Source organism: Tepidicaulis sp., assembly GCF_965222285.1.
In the GTDB taxonomy this organism is placed as follows: domain Bacteria; phylum Pseudomonadota; class Alphaproteobacteria; order Parvibaculales; family Parvibaculaceae; genus Tepidicaulis.
The window spans coordinates 1888032-1902020 of record NZ_OZ244942.1 but is presented as its reverse complement, the minus strand read 5'-3'; the positions used below and the strand labels follow the sequence as shown (position 1 = coordinate 1902020).

Below are 13989 nucleotides of genomic sequence, written 5' to 3'. Positions count from 1 at the left end.
GTGTGATGCGTTTGGCAAGTGTGATTACGTCTTTCGTGCTCGTGAGCTTGGCAAGCGCGCCTGCCGCTCTTGCCGGCGCATGGCAGGACGGCGTGCCGATGAACAATGCCCGCGCTTTCTCGTCGGCTGCCGTGCGCGGCGAAGACATTTATGTCGCGGGCGGCGCCGGCATTACCGCGCCGCAGAACAGTGTCGAGATTTACGACATGCTGGGCGATATCTGGCGCTCGGGTCCGGCGCTTCCCGAGGGGGTGCAGCAGGGCGCCATGGCGAGCCTCGGCGGGCTGATTTATCTTTCCGGCGGCTACCTGAAGGAGAGCAAGGGCGCGGATAATGCGCGCCTCTGGGTGCTCGATCCCTCGCTCGGCTTCTGGGTGAGCGGGCCGGATATGCCCGCGCCCCGCGCCTGGCATGGCATGGCGGCGCTTGGCGGCAAGCTTTATGTCGTCGGCGGCGAGGGCGGCAGCGCGGCAAGCGTTCTGGTTTACGATCCGGGAACGGAAGAATGGTCCGCCCTTTCCGCGCCCCTGCCGCAGCCTCGCTCGGGCCTGGCGCTTGTGGCGCATAAGGGCAAGCTTTATGCGATCGGCGGGCGCTTGGCGAATGGTGAAATAACGGGCCGCGTCGATATTTACGACGTGGAAGCGGGACGCTGGAGCGAAGGCCCGGCGCTTCCGGCGGCGCGGGCGGGACACGCGGCTGCCGTTTTCGGTGAGAATATTCACGTAGTGGGCGGCGAGCAGGCCTCACCTCCGCAAACCCATGCAACCCATTATGTGCTTGGCCCAGAGGGGCGCAAATGGCGCGAGGACGTACCGCTGCCGACACCGCGCCATGGTCTTCTCCTGGTGCCGGGAAGGGGCGGGGTGGTCGCCATCGGCGGCGCCTCGGGCCCGGGTTTTTACACGGTCTTTACGGAGACGGATAGCGTCAACCGTTACCGCCCTTAATCAAAAGCAAGCTGGTACACAGCTTCACGCATTTCAGACGAACGGGAGAAAATTCCGATGAGCGCAGCTTATCCTTCACTCAATTTCGATCTCGGCGATACCGCCGACATGCTGCGCGAGACGGCACATAATTTTTCTCAAGACAAGATCGCCCCTCGTGCGGCCGATATCGACCGCACGAATGAATTCCCGAAAGAGCTTTGGCGTGAACTGGGCGGGCTCGGCCTTCTCGGCGTGACGGTTGAAGAGGAATATGGCGGCTCGGCCATGGGCTATCTCGAGCATGTCGTGGCGATGGAAGAGATCAGCCGTGGCTCGGCGAGTGTCGGCCTTTCCTACGGCGCCCATTCCAATCTCTGCGTCAACCAGATCCGCCGCATGGGGACCGAAGCGCAGAAGCAGAAATATCTGCCGAAGCTCGTTTCCGGCGAGCATATCGGCGCGCTTGCCATGAGCGAGCCGGGCGCCGGGTCCGATGTCGTTTCCATGAAGCTGCGCGCCGACAAAAAGGGTGACCGCTATGTGCTGAACGGCAACAAGATGTGGATCACCAACGGCCCGGACGCGGATACGCTGGTCGTTTATGCCAAGACCGAGCCGGATGCCGGACCGCGCGGCATTACGGCCTTTCTCATCGAGAAAGGCTTTAAAGGATTTTCCACGGCGCAGAAGCTCGACAAGCTCGGCATGCGCGGCTCCAACACTTGTGAGCTTGTCTTTCAGGATTGCGAAGTGCCGGAAGAAAACGTTCTCGGCAAGCTGAATGAAGGCGTGCGTGTGCTGATGAGCGGGCTCGATTATGAGCGCGTCGTGCTTTCTGGCGGCCCGCTCGGCATCATGCGCGCCTGCATGGACGCGGTGGTGCCCTATCTGCATGAGCGCAAACAGTTCGGCCAGGCCATTGGCGAGTTTCAACTCATGCAGGGCAAGGTCGCGGATATGTACACTGTCATGAACGCTGCCCGCGCCTATGTCTACGCAGTGGCAAAGGCGTGCGACCGGGGCGAGACGACGCGCAAGGATGCGGCGGCTGCCATTCTTTATTCGGCGGAAAAGGCGACATGGATGGCGCTGGAAGCCATTCAGGCGCTGGGCGGGAACGGTTATATCAACGAATACCCGACGGGGCGCCTCCTGCGCGATGCCAAGCTTTATGAAATTGGCGCGGGCACGAGCGAAATCCGCCGCATGCTGATCGGCCGGGAGCTTTTCAGCGAAACGGCGTAGCTGCATTTTCTAACTTGTCATGGCCCGGTTTATCCGGGCCATCCACGGAAACTTGCCGAAAGGTTTGCGAGTGCCGCCGTGGATACCCCGCATAAAGCGGGGTATGACATGTCAGGGTATGGGCGGCGCGAGGAACGGCAGGAAAACGCAAAGCGCTTTGCGCTTACCCCGCAAATAGTTGTTTCTTCTCTCCGCTTGCCCAAATAAGACCGGCATAAACCGGCAAGGAGTGCTCATGCGTGCGATTTTTTCCGAAGAGAATAATCTCATCATTCCCACCTCTGACGCGGCGGGGCCCTGGGACCCGGGCATGCAGCACGGCTCGGCCCCGTCCTCGCTGATCGCGCGGGCGGCGGAGCGCTATATCGATGATGAAGATTTTCTCGTCTCGCGGCTGACCATCGATCTGATGCGCCCGGTGCCGATTGCGCCGATGGACCTGCGCATCACGCCGGTCCGTGAAGGACGGCAGATCAAAGTGCTCGATATCCGTATCGTGCAAGGCGGGAAAGAGACGGTCTGCGCCAGCGTGCTTGCCGTGCGTAAGCAGAAGGTCGATACGCCCGCGCTCAGCCAGCCGCCCGCGCTTGAGCTTCCCTATGCCGACGATCTTCCCGAAGAGAAAGACGTGTTCTCTGGCACAAGCCCCTTCGTGACGGGGCTTTGGGTGCGCCAGGCGAAAGGCTCTTTCCGCACGCCGGGCCCTGCCGCCGTCTGGTACCGGCTTGTCCGGCCCATGGTGGAGGGAGAGGAGATCAGCCCGCTCATGCGCGCAGTGGCGAGCGGGGATTTTTGCAACGGCCAATCCTCGGCGCTCGATTTCACGAAATGGACCTTCGTGAATGCGGACCTCACCATCGATCTTATCCGCTATCCGCAAGGCGAGTGGGTATTGCTCGATGCGGAAAGCTGGCTCGATGGGGAAGGGGGCTGCCTTGCCATGGGTAAGCTCGCCGATAAGAGCGGCTATTTCGGCACGGCAAGGCAGCATCTTGTGGTGAGGCCGCGTTAGGCGGCCTCCGGTTTCTTTTCGGCAAGGCGCATGAGCTGAAAGAGCGGCGGGGCGATGGCCCCGATATAAAGCGCGATGATGAGCGTGCGCGCGTAACCTGCCGCAATGTCGCCAAGGCCGATGGCCGCGGCGGCTTTCCCCCAGGCGGCCGAAAGCGCGAAGAGCCCGGCAATGCCGATAAGGCCCGTGAGCCCGCGTGCCCACCATTCGCTCCGGGGCTGAAAGGCGATGAAGTTCTTGTCCGCAAGGATCGCCAGCCACCAGCCGGCCAGCAGCGCGCAAATGGCAAAAGCCTCGCTCGGCCCGCCCGGCCAGAAGAACCAGGCCGCCCCATGCAGAATGGCCAGCAGCACGAGCTGGAAGCTCCAATGCAGATTGTGCCAGCGGTGATCATGGGCCCGCAGGAACCAGACGAAAGCGCCTAGCACCACGATCCCGATGGCCCAGCCCGCCAGAATGTCCTCCACATCGTGGACGCCGAGATAGAGCCGGGAAAACGCGATCCCGGCAATCATGATGCCAGCGCCGATCCAGGCCCAGGTCTGGCGGACACTCAGCGCCAGAAAGCCCCAGGTCGTCAGCGATACCTGCGCATGGCCCGAGGGCATGCCGTAGGATTCGCCCACTGCATGGTCGAGGCGGAAGGCATCTGCCGGGCGCGGGTCCTGCCAGAAATCCTTCAAAAATGCATTGATCAATGCGGAAATGCCGACCAGCACGGCAAGCCGGGCGAACATTGTCTTACCCAGCATCCAGTACCCGAGCGCCAGAAGAATGATGTAAAACGTGGTGTATCCGGCCCAGGTGAAGGCCTGGAACACCGGCGTCGCCGTGTCGCTGCGCAGCGGCAGCACCCAGCTCAAATCGTGAAGAAAGCTCTCCAACCCCGCTCTCCCTCTTTTTTATTTTTTGGTGTAGGGTCTCGCCCCAAACGGTACCGACCATATCAGTGAGGTTTGCATATGTCCCAGTCCGAACGCGATCCGATCGTCATCGTCTCCGCCGCGCGCACGCCGATGGGCGGGTTTCAGGGGGCTCTGGCGCCGCTTTCGGGCCCTGAGCTCGGTACCATCGCGGTGAAGGAAGCCGTGTCGCGGGCAAAGCTGGGCGCTGGCGATGTGGATGAAGCGTTCATGGGCTGTGTGCTGCCCGCAGGCGCCAAGCAGGCGCCGGGCCGCCAGGCGATCCGCAATGCCGGTCTCGAGGACGGCACCGCCTGCTCGACCATCAACAAGGTCTGCGGCTCGGGCCTCAAAGCCGTGATGCTGGCGCATGACGCCATCGCGCTCGGCCGGGGCGATGTGATGATCGCGGGCGGCATGGAAAGCATGACCAATGCGCCGTACCTGTTGCCCAATGCCCGTGGGGGCATGCGCATGGGCCACGGCGAGGTGAAGGATCACATGTTCCTCGACGGGCTGGAAGATGCGTATGAAGGCACGGCCATGGGCGTTTTCGCCGAGGCGACCTCGCAGCATTATCAGTTCACCCGCGAGGCGCAGGACGCTTATGCGATCGAGTCGCTTGCCCGCGCACAAAAAGCAACGAAGGACGGTTCCTTCGCGCCGGAGATTGCGCAAGTAACGGTGAAGACCCGCAAAGGCGAAAGCGTGGTGAAAGACGACGAGCAGCCGCTGAAAGCCGACCCCTCCAAGATCCCGAATCTGAAACCCGCCTTCGCCAAGGACGGCACGGTGACGGCGGCGAATTCCAGCTCCATTTCGGACGGGGCGGCGGCGCTCGTTCTCATGCGCCTGTCGGACGCTGAAAAGCGCGGGCTGACGCCGCTTGCCGCCATTCGCGGACAGGCCGGCCATGCGCAGGAACCGGCCTGGTTCACCACCGCCCCGGTGGGAGCCATGAAAAAGCTTCTGGAGCGCACGGGCTGGAGCGCGGGCGACGTCGATCTTTACGAGATCAATGAAGCCTTTGCCTGTGTCACCATGGCGGCGATGCAGGAGCTCGATCTGCCTCATGACAAGGTGAATGTGTTCGGCGGCGCCTGCGCCCTCGGCCATCCCATCGGCGCGTCGGGCGCGCGCATTCTCGTGACCCTGCTCAACGCGCTCGAAAAGCGCGATGCCAAGAAAGGTGTGGCTTCCTTGTGCATTGGCGGCGGCGAAGCCGTGGCCCTTGCGGTGGAACGGCTGCAATAATGGATGGAACGCGCGGAGATCACGGCGGCTAACGCCAGGGCCTGGGACGAGGCGGCGCCTTATCATGCCAGGCATAATCAGGAACGCCTTCTTGCCTCGTTCCGCACGCCGGGTTTTTCGTGTCTCGATGCCACCGAAACCGCTCTTCTGACCCGCGCCGGCATTGCCGGTAAACGTGTCGCCCAGCTTTGCTGCAATAATGGCCGCGAGCTTTTATCGCTTGAGGCGCTGGGTGCGCGCGGCTGCGCCGGTTTCGACATCTCGGCTGAATTCATTGCCCAGGCGAACGAGCTGAAGGCAGCGGCGGGCGCCGAGGCGGAATTTATCGCCAGCGACATTTACGAGGTCGGGCCGGAACATGACGGCGCTTTCGATCTCATTTACATCTCCATCGGCGCGCTCTGCTGGATGCCGGACCTTGCTGCGTTCTTCGCGGTGGCGGCCCGCCTTGCCGCGCCGGGCGGCCAACTTTTCCTTTATGATAAGCACCCCATCATCGACATGTTCGAGCCGGGGCTTGAGGGGGAGGCAGCCTTCACGCCCGTTCATTCCTATTTCCGCCGGGAGCCTTTTGCCGAGGCGGACGGGCTCGATTACTGGAGCGGGCAGGCTTATGAGGGCGCGGTGCATTATTCTTTCCCGCATCCGCTGTCGGATATTTTCAATGCGGTGATCGGGGCGGGTTTCGTCATCCGGCATTTTGAAGAATATGCCCATGACATAGCTGTTGCCTGGCACAAATACGAAGAGCGGGACGCGCAGTTCCCGCTCTCCTATACGCTGCTTGCAAGTAAGGCTGACTAATTGCCGCGTGCGGCCATCGCTTCCTCGAAGAACTTCCAGATTTCTTCCGGCCCATTAATGTCATGGGCGGTGGGGCCGAGGAGGCGCGGCATGCGCTGATCGGGATGCGGGATCGTGTGGCCGCCGCCGATCAGCGTCAGATTAGCGACAGGCGGTTTGCCGGGGTCTTTCCAGGCGATTTCCGCGGCCCGTGTGCCATCCTCCACCGTGTCGTCGTAGTGAACGGCGATGGTGGTGTCCTGACCGGCTTTCTTCGCCCAGAACTCGGTCGTGGCTTCGGTGGAAAGCACCATGCCCCGGTTGCCCGTGCCGAAAAGCGAAACCGTGCCGCCTGCATAAGGATTGACCGGGTCCGCCGTGCCGTTCATCACCAGCACCGCCGTGCTGCCGGGCTGTTCCGTGCAGTCCATATTGCTTTCCGCAGGCAGGTTCGCGGCAATGGCGGCAATGCCGGTCATGGCTTCGGGTACTTCTAGCGCCAGCCGGTAGGCCATGTGCCCGCCATTGGAAAGGCCGGTGGCAAAGAGCTTGGGCGTGCCGTGCGGGCTCCCGTGCTTTTCGGCAATGGCGAGCAGAAAGCCTACATCGTCGATATTTTCCTCATTCGCCGCATAAGGGCCCGCCGCGCGGCAATCGTTCCAGTGCCGCTCATAGCCGTCCGGATAAACGATGAGCGCGCCATGGGTATCGGCGACCTTGTCGAACTCATAGGCGGTGAGCGCACGGATGCGGTTGCCATCCCCGTCCGAGCCATGCAGCACGAAAACCACCGGCGGGTCAGCGGCAACTTCCTTCGGTGTATAGAGCCGGTAGCTGCGCTCCTTGCCGCCATGAGAAAGCGTGTGTTCGGTGAGCGCGCCTTCAAGGCGCGGCTCGGCCACAAGGTCGGAGCCCAGGTAATATTGATACATCACCCCAATGGCGATGATGACGATCAGAAGCGTAACGGCGATGATTTTAAGCGCGCGCATGGGTCAGGCAGCTTCCTTTGCAAGACAGGCTTTGACGTGCTCGGCCAAAGCGATGAGGCCGTTGAGCGGGCGGATCAGCACTTCGATATGCTGAAGGCGGCCTTCGCCATCCACCGTGATCCGGTCGATACCTTTGAGCTGGGTTTCGCCGATGCGCGCCTCGAATTCGAGAATCATCTCGCGCCCGTCGACCCACTCTTTTGTGTAGCGGAAATCCTCGAAGCCCTCGTTCACCGCCGTTAGAATGGCCGCCACATAGGCTTTAGACTGTTTGGGTTTGAAGTAAGCGGGGGAGGAAATCGAGGCGTTTTCGGCGAGCAAGCCGTCCAGAAGGGCCGGATCGGGCTTTTTCATGTACCCGTGCCAGCGGTCCAGAAAAGTCTTGGCTTCAGCTAACATGTGGCTATGCTCCCCCCAAAGTAGTTAGCGTCACGAACTATTCTACCACGCGCCGCCAGAACGATAAACGGAGGCATGCGGCAAATGGCCGTTCTTAAAAGCTCCATCTCGACCCGCGATGAACGTTATCAGGAAAACCTTGCCAGCATGCAGGGGATTCTTGAAGACCTTTCCCGCCAGCGTGAAAAACATGCGGGCGGCGGCGATCAGCGCTCGCGTGAACGCCACGTTTCACGCGGCAAGCTTTTACCGCGCGAGCGGGTGATGGGATTGATCGATCCCGGCACACCTTTCCTCGAACTGTCGCCCATGGCCGCCCACGGGCTTTATGGCGGGGATATTCATGCGGCAGGCATCATCACAGGGATCGGCCGCGTTTCGGGGCAGGAATGCGTCATCGTCTGCAACGATGCGACGATCAAGGGCGGCACCTATTATCCTGAAACGGTGAAGAAGCATTTGCGCGCGCAGGAAGTCGCGCTGCAGAACCATCTGCCCTGCATCTATCTGGTAGATTCGGGCGGGGCGAACCTGCCGAACCAAGCCGAGATTTTTCCGGATAAAGAGCATTTCGGGCGGATCTTTTTTAACCAAGCCAATATGTCCGCCAAGGGCATTCCGCAAATCGCGGTGGTCATGGGCTCGTGCACGGCGGGCGGGGCCTATGTGCCGGCCATGTCGGACGAGACGGTGATCGTGCGCCAGCAGGGCACGATCTTTCTGGGCGGCCCGCCGCTCGTCAAAGCGGCGACGGGCGAAGTGGTCAGCGCCGAGGATCTGGGCGGGGCGGACGTTCATTCGCGCAAAAGCGGCGTGACGGACCATTACGCTCAGGACGACACCCATGCGCTTGCCATTACGCGGCGCATCATTGCGACGCTGAACCGGAAGAAGAGCATCGCCATTCCGCTCAGCGCGCCGCGCGATCCGCTTTACGATCCGGCGGAACTGAATGGCATCGTGCCTTATTCGCTCTCCATCCAATATGACATCCGCGAAGTCATTGCCCGGCTGGTGGATGGTTCGGAATTCGACGAATTCAAAAAGCTATACGGCACGACGCTGGTGACGGGCTTTGCTCATATTCACGGCTATCTCGTCGGCATCATCGCCAATAACGGCATTCTCTTTTCGGAGTCCGCGCTGAAAGCGGCGCATTTCATCGAACTGTGCTGCCAGCGGCGCATTCCGCTGCTTTTCCTGCAGAATATTTCCGGCTTCATGGTGGGCCGCCAATATGAAACGGGCGGCATCGCCAAGGACGGGGCGAAGATGGTGACGGCGGTCGCCTCCGCTCAGGTGCCGAAATTCACCGTGCTTGTCGGCGGCTCCTACGGCGCGGGCAATTACGGCATGTGCGGGCGGGCTTACTCGCCGCGCTTCCTTTACGCCTGGCCGAATTCGCGCATCTCCGTCATGGGCGGGGAGCAGGCGGCCAGCGTCCTTGCCACGGTCAAGCGGGACGGCATGGAAGCGCGCGGGGAAAGCTGGAGCGCGGAAGATGAAGAAGCCTTCAAGGCGCCCATTCGCGGGCAATATGAGGAAGAGGGGCATCCATATTTCGCCACCTCACGGCTTTGGGATGACGGCATCATCACGCCGGAAGAAACCCGCCGCGTCATGGCGCTCTCCCTTTCCGCTTCGCTCAATGCGCCCATTCCCGAAACCCGCTTCGGCGTCTTCAGGATGTGAGGTTTCATGTTCAATTCCCTGCTCATAGCCAACCGGGGCGAAATTGCCGTGCGCGTCATGCGCAGCGCGAAAGCCATGGGTCTGCGCACGATCGCCGTTTTCTCCGATGCCGACCGCGACGCGCTGCATGTGGCGCTGGCGGATGAGGCCTATTACATCGGCCCGTCGCCTGCGAATGAAAGCTATCTCGTTGCCGAGAAGATTCTGGATGTCGCCAGGAAATCGGGCGCGGAGGCTATTCACCCGGGTTACGGTTTTCTCTCCGAAAACGCCGCCTTTGCGGAAGCCTGCGCCAAGGCGGGCATTGTCTTTGTCGGCTCGCCCGCCAGTGCCATCAAGGCGATGGGGCTGAAAGATGCGGCAAAAGCTCTGATGGAAAAGGCCGGCGTGCCCGTCGTGCCCGGCTATCACGGCGAAAATCAGGACCCCGCTTTCCTGAAAGCGGAAGCGGAGAAGATCGACTATCCCGTCCTCATCAAGGCGGTGGCGGGCGGCGGCGGCAAGGGCATGCGCAAGGTCGAGGCGGCGGCGGAGTTCGACAAAGCGCTGCAATCGGCACAGCGCGAGGCCGCGTCCGCGTTCGGCGATGAGCGCGTGCTGATCGAAAAATTCGTCACGCAGCCCCGCCATATCGAAATTCAGGTCTTCGCGGATAGCCATGGCGAGGCGGTTTATCTTTTCGAGCGCGACTGTTCCTTGCAGCGCCGCCACCAAAAAGTGCTGGAAGAGGCACCGGCGCCCGGCATGCCCGAAGACATGCGCCGGGCCATGGGCGAGGCGGCGGTCGCCGCGGCCAAGGCCATCGGCTATGAAGGGGCGGGTACGATCGAGTTCATCGCCGATGCCTCGGGCGGGCTCAGCGCGGATAAATTCTTCTTCATGGAAATGAATACCCGCCTGCAGGTGGAGCATCCCGTTACCGAGATGATCACCGGTGAGGACCTTGTCGAATGGCAGCTGCGCGTTGCCGCAGGCGAGCCCTTGCCCGCGATGCAGAGCGATCTTGAAATTCAGGGCCATGCCATTGAGGCGCGGATTTACGCCGAAGACCCGGCGAAGAAATTCTTCCCTTCCACCGGCACGCTGCACCGGCTGCGCCTTGCCGAGGAAACCGACTTCGTGCGCATCGACACGGGCGTGCGCGAGGGCGATGCGGTCTCGATGTTCTACGATCCCATGATCGCCAAGCTTATCGTCTGGGATGAAACGCGCGAAGGGGCGCTGCGCCGCCTTAAAACCGCGCTTGAGGAAACCCAGATCGCCGGGCTGAAAAGCAATGTCTCCTTTCTTGCCGCCGTGGCGGGTAACAAGGCCTTCGGGGACGGGGAAATCGACACGGGTTTTATCGACCGGCACCTGGAAGCGCTGGTGCCTGCGGGCGTGCGCCCCGGCGCCGATGTCCTGGCGCTTGCCGCGCTGCATGAGGTTTTGGCGCGTGAGGAAGGGCCGGAAGAACTTGCCCTTCTCGGGGAGGATTATCATTCCCCCTGGGCGCTCAAAGACGGCTGGGTGCTGGGCGGGCCGCGCACCGAGCGCTTGACGCTGCTTTTCGGCGGGGAGGCGCTGGAACTTGAGCTGCGGGCCCACCGCCATGGCTGGCAGGTGACGGCGGAAGACCAGCATCTTTACGTGGAAGGCAGCCTCGATGACGACGGCACGCTTCACGCGCTTGTGGATGGCAAGCGGCTTTCTGCCGGTGTAATCGAGCTGAAAGACGGCTTTACTCTGATGTGGCGCGGTGCGGCTTTCGAGTTCGCGCGGCCCAATCCGCTCGATGTCGATCTTGCCGATGAGGCGGGCAGCGGCGCGCTCACCGCGCCCATGCCGGGCAAGATCATTCAGGTGCTTGCCAAAGCCGGCCAGAAGGTGCGCAAGGGCGATGCGCTCATTGTGCTGGAGGCCATGAAGATGGAGCAGACGCTGCAGGCGGCGGGCGAAAGCACGGTCGGCGCGGTGAATGTCGAGGCGGGGGATCAGGTCGAAGGGGGCGCCGTCTTGCTGACCTTCGAGGAGAATGCGTGACACTGCATCTGATCAAATTATGCGTTGGCGTCGAGGAGCCGGACGAACTGGTGAAATGGCAGGCCATGCGCCGCCAGCAAAAGCGTGAGGCGGGCCTGCCCGATGATATCGCGCATATCACCCGCATGGTGCCGAAGCGCGCCGACGAGCTTCTGGATGGCGGCTCGCTTTACTGGGTGATGAAGGGCTCCGTCCGCTGCCGCCAGCGGCTTTTGGACATCGAAACCTTTACCGATGAAGAAGGTATCCGCCGCTGCCGCCTGGTGCTCGATCCGGAAGTTGTGCAAACGGAACTGCGCGCCCGGCGTCCCTTCCAGGGCTGGCGTTATCTAAAGGTGGAAGATGCGCCGGAAGATGTGAGCGGAGAAGGCGCGGCAGGCGACATGCCCCCTGAAATGCGCGCCGAACTACGCGCGCTCGGGCTGCTTTAGGCGTTTTTTGTGGACCCCGGGACAAGCCCGGGGTGACACGCGTGCGATAACGTATGCGCCTTGCCTTTCAACACATACCGATTGTCACCCCGGGCTTGTCCCGGGGTCCATGGAAGGCAGCGCCATATGAAGGTGTGGCGGTCTCTCACTCCACCGGCATATTGTCGATCAGCCGCGTCTTGCCGATCCGGGCGGCGACGAGAATGCGCGCGGGCGCGTCGGGCTTGCCGCCGGTAAAGGGCTCCAGCGTCTCGGCGTTGCGCACTTCCAGGTAATCGACGCTTTGAAAGCCCGCTTCCTTGATCGCGGTAATGCCGGCCTGCGTTGCCGCGGCAATGGGCGCGCCTTTGGCGACCGCATGGGCGGTTTCGCGCAGGATGACGTTAAGCTTGCCGGCGGACTGGCGTTCCTCGGCGCTCAGATAGGCATTGCGGGAGGAGCGGGCGAGGCCGTCTTCCTCGCGGTGCGTCGGCCCACCGATGATTTCCACCGGGATATTGAGATCGCGCACCATGCGTTTGATGGTGAGAAGCTGCTGATAGTCTTTCTCGCCGAACACTGCCTTGTCGGGCAGAACTGCGAGCAGCAGTTTCGTGACGACCGTCGCCACCCCGGCAAAATGGGTGGGCCGCGCCGCGCCGTCGAGATCTTCCGTCACGCCCATGACATGGACGCTCGTCGAAAAATCGGGTGAATACATTTCCGCCGCGCTGGGCGCGAAGATGAGATGAGCACGGGCGGAAAGCTTTTCCGCATCCGCCGCTTCCGTGCGCGGGTAGGCTTCGAAATCCTCACCGGGGGCGAACTGCGTCGGATTGACGAAGATCGACACGACGACCCGGTCCGTATCCGCGCCCGCCAGATCGACCAGCGAGAGATGGCCCTCATGCAGCGCGCCCATGGTGGGCACGAAACCGACGCGCAATCCCTCCTTGCGCCAGGCGTTCACTGTTTCGCGCAACTCCGCGATGGTGCGGGCGACCGGAATTCCATATTGCATGTCGAGCGCCATCACTCTCTCCCCAAAGGCCGTTCAACCGGGCCGGACCATACATAATCGCCGAGCGCGGGACAATTGAACTTGAAGGCCGGGCGGCTCAGCTCAGATCGCCGTCGATCGCCTTTTGGAAAAGCGTTTCATAAGCGCCCTGATCCATCTCCACCGGATTGCCCCCGTTTGACGGGTCCTCCAGCGCCATGGCGGCAAGGCGGGGAATGAGATCGCTTGTCACGCCGATTTCGGCGAGCGTCGCCGGAATGCCGATCTTCTGGCGCAGCTCCACTACCCAGTCGAGGAAGCCTGCGAAATCCTGGCGCGGCAGATCGAGATACCGCGCCAGCGCATCGATCTTATAGGCAATGGCGCGACGGTTATGGAGCAGTACATAAGGCATGACGACGGCATTGGTGAGCCCGTGATGGGTGCCGCAAAGAGAGGAGCAGGGATGGCTCATTGCATGCATCGCGCCGAGGCCTTTTTGAAAGGCGACCGCGCCCATGGAGGAGGCGGCCATCATGCGGGCACGGGCGGCGACGTTTTCCCCGTCCTTCACCGCTTCGGGCAGCCAGCGATGCACCAGGCGCATGGCTTCGAGCGCAATGCCCTGGCTCATCGGATGCCAGATGCGGCTTGAATAGGCCTCAAGGGAATGGGAGAGCGCGTCCATGCCCGTTGCCGCTGTGATATTGGCGGGAAGGGCGCAGGTGAGCTGCGGATCGCAGATGACTTCCACGGGCAGCATTTTGGGATGGAAGATGATTTTCTTCGTGTGGTCGCGCTCGTCGGTGATGACGGCGGCGCGGCCCATTTCAGAGCCCGTGCCCGCGGTGGTCGGCACGGCAATGACGGGCGCGATCCCGCTCGCATCGGCGCGGGTCCACCAGTCCTCCCGGTCCTCGAAATCCCAAAGCGGGCGCGTCTGCCCGCTCATGAAGGCAATGGCCTTGCCCGCATCGAGCGCGCTGCCGCCCCCGAAAGCGACCACCCCGTCATGGCGGCCTGCGCGGTAGGCGGCAAGGCCCGCTTCCACATTCGCGCCCACCGGGTTGCCTTGAATGGCTGAAAAGAGAGCGGGCGAAAGTCCGGCTTCCTCAAGATCGTTCAGCGCGGCGGCGATCATCTCATGACCGGCAAGGCCCGGATCGGTGACGATAAGCGGATGGCGCACGCCGTGCGCACCGCAAACGGCGCTGAGCTCCTTGATCCGCCCGGCGCCAAACCGTGTGGCCGTGGGGTAGGACCAGGCCGCCTGAAGGGAAATATAGGGATCGTCCATCTGTCGCTGTCCGGAAGGTTGAGTGCCGTCCGTGGCACTGTGCTAGGCT

Annotated in this window: 13 protein-coding genes; 8 read left to right on the top strand and 5 right to left on the bottom strand. The window is 62.2% G+C overall.

Features of this window, described 5'->3' with window-relative positions:
• Positions 1–5: 5 nt before the first annotated feature.
• The 3 genes from ACOQOT_RS09010 to ACOQOT_RS09000 all read left to right on the top strand — a co-directional run bounded on the left by ACOQOT_RS09010 (position 6) and on the right by ACOQOT_RS09000 (position 3189).
• The gene (locus ACOQOT_RS09010; protein WP_420558971.1) at positions 6–950 is read left to right on the top strand and encodes a Kelch repeat-containing protein; all 945 of its coding nucleotides are present in this window, start codon (positions 6–8) and stop codon (positions 948–950) included.
• 57 nt (positions 951–1007) lie between these two features.
• Positions 1008–2177 (top strand): isovaleryl-CoA dehydrogenase, encoded by a 1170-nt coding sequence (locus ACOQOT_RS09005; RefSeq protein ID WP_420558970.1) that lies wholly within the window; start codon positions 1008–1010, stop codon positions 2175–2177.
• A gap of 235 nt (positions 2178–2412) precedes the next feature.
• The gene (locus ACOQOT_RS09000) at positions 2413–3189 is read left to right on the top strand and encodes a thioesterase family protein (protein WP_420558969.1); all 777 of its coding nucleotides are present in this window, start codon (positions 2413–2415) and stop codon (positions 3187–3189) included.
• On the opposite strand, the gene ACOQOT_RS08995 is transcribed toward ACOQOT_RS09000, so the two are convergent.
• A complete protein-coding gene (locus tag ACOQOT_RS08995; RefSeq protein WP_420558968.1) occupies positions 3186–4073 on the bottom strand; it encodes a phosphatase PAP2 family protein in 888 nt (295 codons plus the stop codon). The two genes, ACOQOT_RS09000 and ACOQOT_RS08995, sit on opposite strands and share 4 nt — an antisense overlap.
• A gap of 78 nt (positions 4074–4151) precedes the next feature.
• On the opposite strand from ACOQOT_RS08995, the gene ACOQOT_RS08990 reads away from it, so the two are divergent.
• On the top strand, positions 4152–5345 hold the full coding sequence (locus ACOQOT_RS08990) for an acetyl-CoA C-acyltransferase (RefSeq protein WP_420558967.1): 1194 nt from the start codon (positions 4152–4154) through the stop codon (positions 5343–5345).
• Between the two features lie 3 nt (positions 5346–5348).
• A complete protein-coding gene (locus ACOQOT_RS08985) occupies positions 5349–6149 on the top strand; it encodes a class I SAM-dependent methyltransferase (protein WP_420558966.1) in 801 nt (266 codons plus the stop codon).
• On the opposite strand, the gene ACOQOT_RS08980 is transcribed toward ACOQOT_RS08985, so the two are convergent.
• Positions 6146–7120: an alpha/beta hydrolase family esterase gene (locus tag ACOQOT_RS08980; RefSeq protein ID WP_420558965.1), complete on the bottom strand. Its 975-nt coding sequence runs from the start codon at positions 7118–7120 to the stop codon at positions 6146–6148. The two genes, ACOQOT_RS08985 and ACOQOT_RS08980, sit on opposite strands and share 4 nt — an antisense overlap.
• Positions 7121–7123: 3 nt before the next feature.
• The gene (locus ACOQOT_RS08975; protein WP_420558964.1) at positions 7124–7519 is read right to left on the bottom strand and encodes a nuclear transport factor 2 family protein; all 396 of its coding nucleotides are present in this window, start codon (positions 7517–7519) and stop codon (positions 7124–7126) included.
• A gap of 84 nt (positions 7520–7603) precedes the next feature.
• On the opposite strand from ACOQOT_RS08975, the gene ACOQOT_RS08970 reads away from it, so the two are divergent.
• From ACOQOT_RS08970 to ACOQOT_RS08960, 3 genes are read left to right on the top strand one after another with little or no spacing between them, the layout of a single operon-like run.
• On the top strand, positions 7604–9211 hold the full coding sequence (locus ACOQOT_RS08970; RefSeq protein WP_420558963.1) for a carboxyl transferase domain-containing protein: 1608 nt from the start codon (positions 7604–7606) through the stop codon (positions 9209–9211).
• A gap of 6 nt (positions 9212–9217) precedes the next feature.
• Positions 9218–11233, top strand: a complete 2016-nt coding sequence (locus tag ACOQOT_RS08965; RefSeq protein WP_420558962.1) for an acetyl/propionyl/methylcrotonyl-CoA carboxylase subunit alpha — start codon at positions 9218–9220, stop codon at positions 11231–11233.
• Positions 11230–11664 (top strand): DUF1489 family protein, encoded by a 435-nt coding sequence (locus tag ACOQOT_RS08960; RefSeq protein WP_420558961.1) that lies wholly within the window; start codon positions 11230–11232, stop codon positions 11662–11664. Before ACOQOT_RS08965 ends, ACOQOT_RS08960 begins: the two co-directional genes overlap by 4 nt.
• Before the next feature lie 145 nt (positions 11665–11809).
• Here the strand turns inward: ACOQOT_RS08960 and panC are convergent, their stop codons facing one another.
• Together panC and ACOQOT_RS08950 are read right to left on the bottom strand one after the other, a co-directional pair.
• Entirely contained in the window at positions 11810–12676 is an 867-nt protein-coding gene (gene panC / locus ACOQOT_RS08955; protein ID WP_420558960.1) for a pantoate--beta-alanine ligase, read from the bottom strand.
• A gap of 85 nt (positions 12677–12761) precedes the next feature.
• Positions 12762–13925 carry an iron-containing alcohol dehydrogenase gene (locus ACOQOT_RS08950; protein ID WP_420561932.1) on the bottom strand — a complete coding sequence of 388 codons (1164 nt, stop codon included), beginning with the start codon at positions 13923–13925 and terminating at the stop codon, positions 12762–12764.
• Positions 13926–13989 lie beyond the last annotated feature (64 nt).

Coding starts and splice junctions, on each gene's coding strand:
- ACOQOT_RS09010 (WP_420558971.1), top strand. CDS start 6: ATGCGTTTGGCAAGTGTGATTACGTCTTTCGTGCTCGTGAGCTTGGCA.
- ACOQOT_RS09005 (WP_420558970.1), top strand. CDS start 1,008: ATGAGCGCAGCTTATCCTTCACTCAATTTCGATCTCGGCGATACCGCC.
- ACOQOT_RS09000 (WP_420558969.1), top strand. CDS start 2,413: ATGCGTGCGATTTTTTCCGAAGAGAATAATCTCATCATTCCCACCTCT.
- ACOQOT_RS08990 (WP_420558967.1), top strand. CDS start 4,152: ATGTCCCAGTCCGAACGCGATCCGATCGTCATCGTCTCCGCCGCGCGC.
- ACOQOT_RS08985 (WP_420558966.1), top strand. CDS start 5,349: ATGGAACGCGCGGAGATCACGGCGGCTAACGCCAGGGCCTGGGACGAG.
- ACOQOT_RS08980 (WP_420558965.1), bottom strand. CDS start 7,120: ATGCGCGCGCTTAAAATCATCGCCGTTACGCTTCTGATCGTCATCATC.
- ACOQOT_RS08975 (WP_420558964.1), bottom strand. CDS start 7,519: ATGTTAGCTGAAGCCAAGACTTTTCTGGACCGCTGGCACGGGTACATG.
- ACOQOT_RS08970 (WP_420558963.1), top strand. CDS start 7,604: ATGGCCGTTCTTAAAAGCTCCATCTCGACCCGCGATGAACGTTATCAG.
- ACOQOT_RS08965 (WP_420558962.1), top strand. CDS start 9,218: ATGTTCAATTCCCTGCTCATAGCCAACCGGGGCGAAATTGCCGTGCGC.
- panC (WP_420558960.1), bottom strand. CDS start 12,676: ATGGCGCTCGACATGCAATATGGAATTCCGGTCGCCCGCACCATCGCG.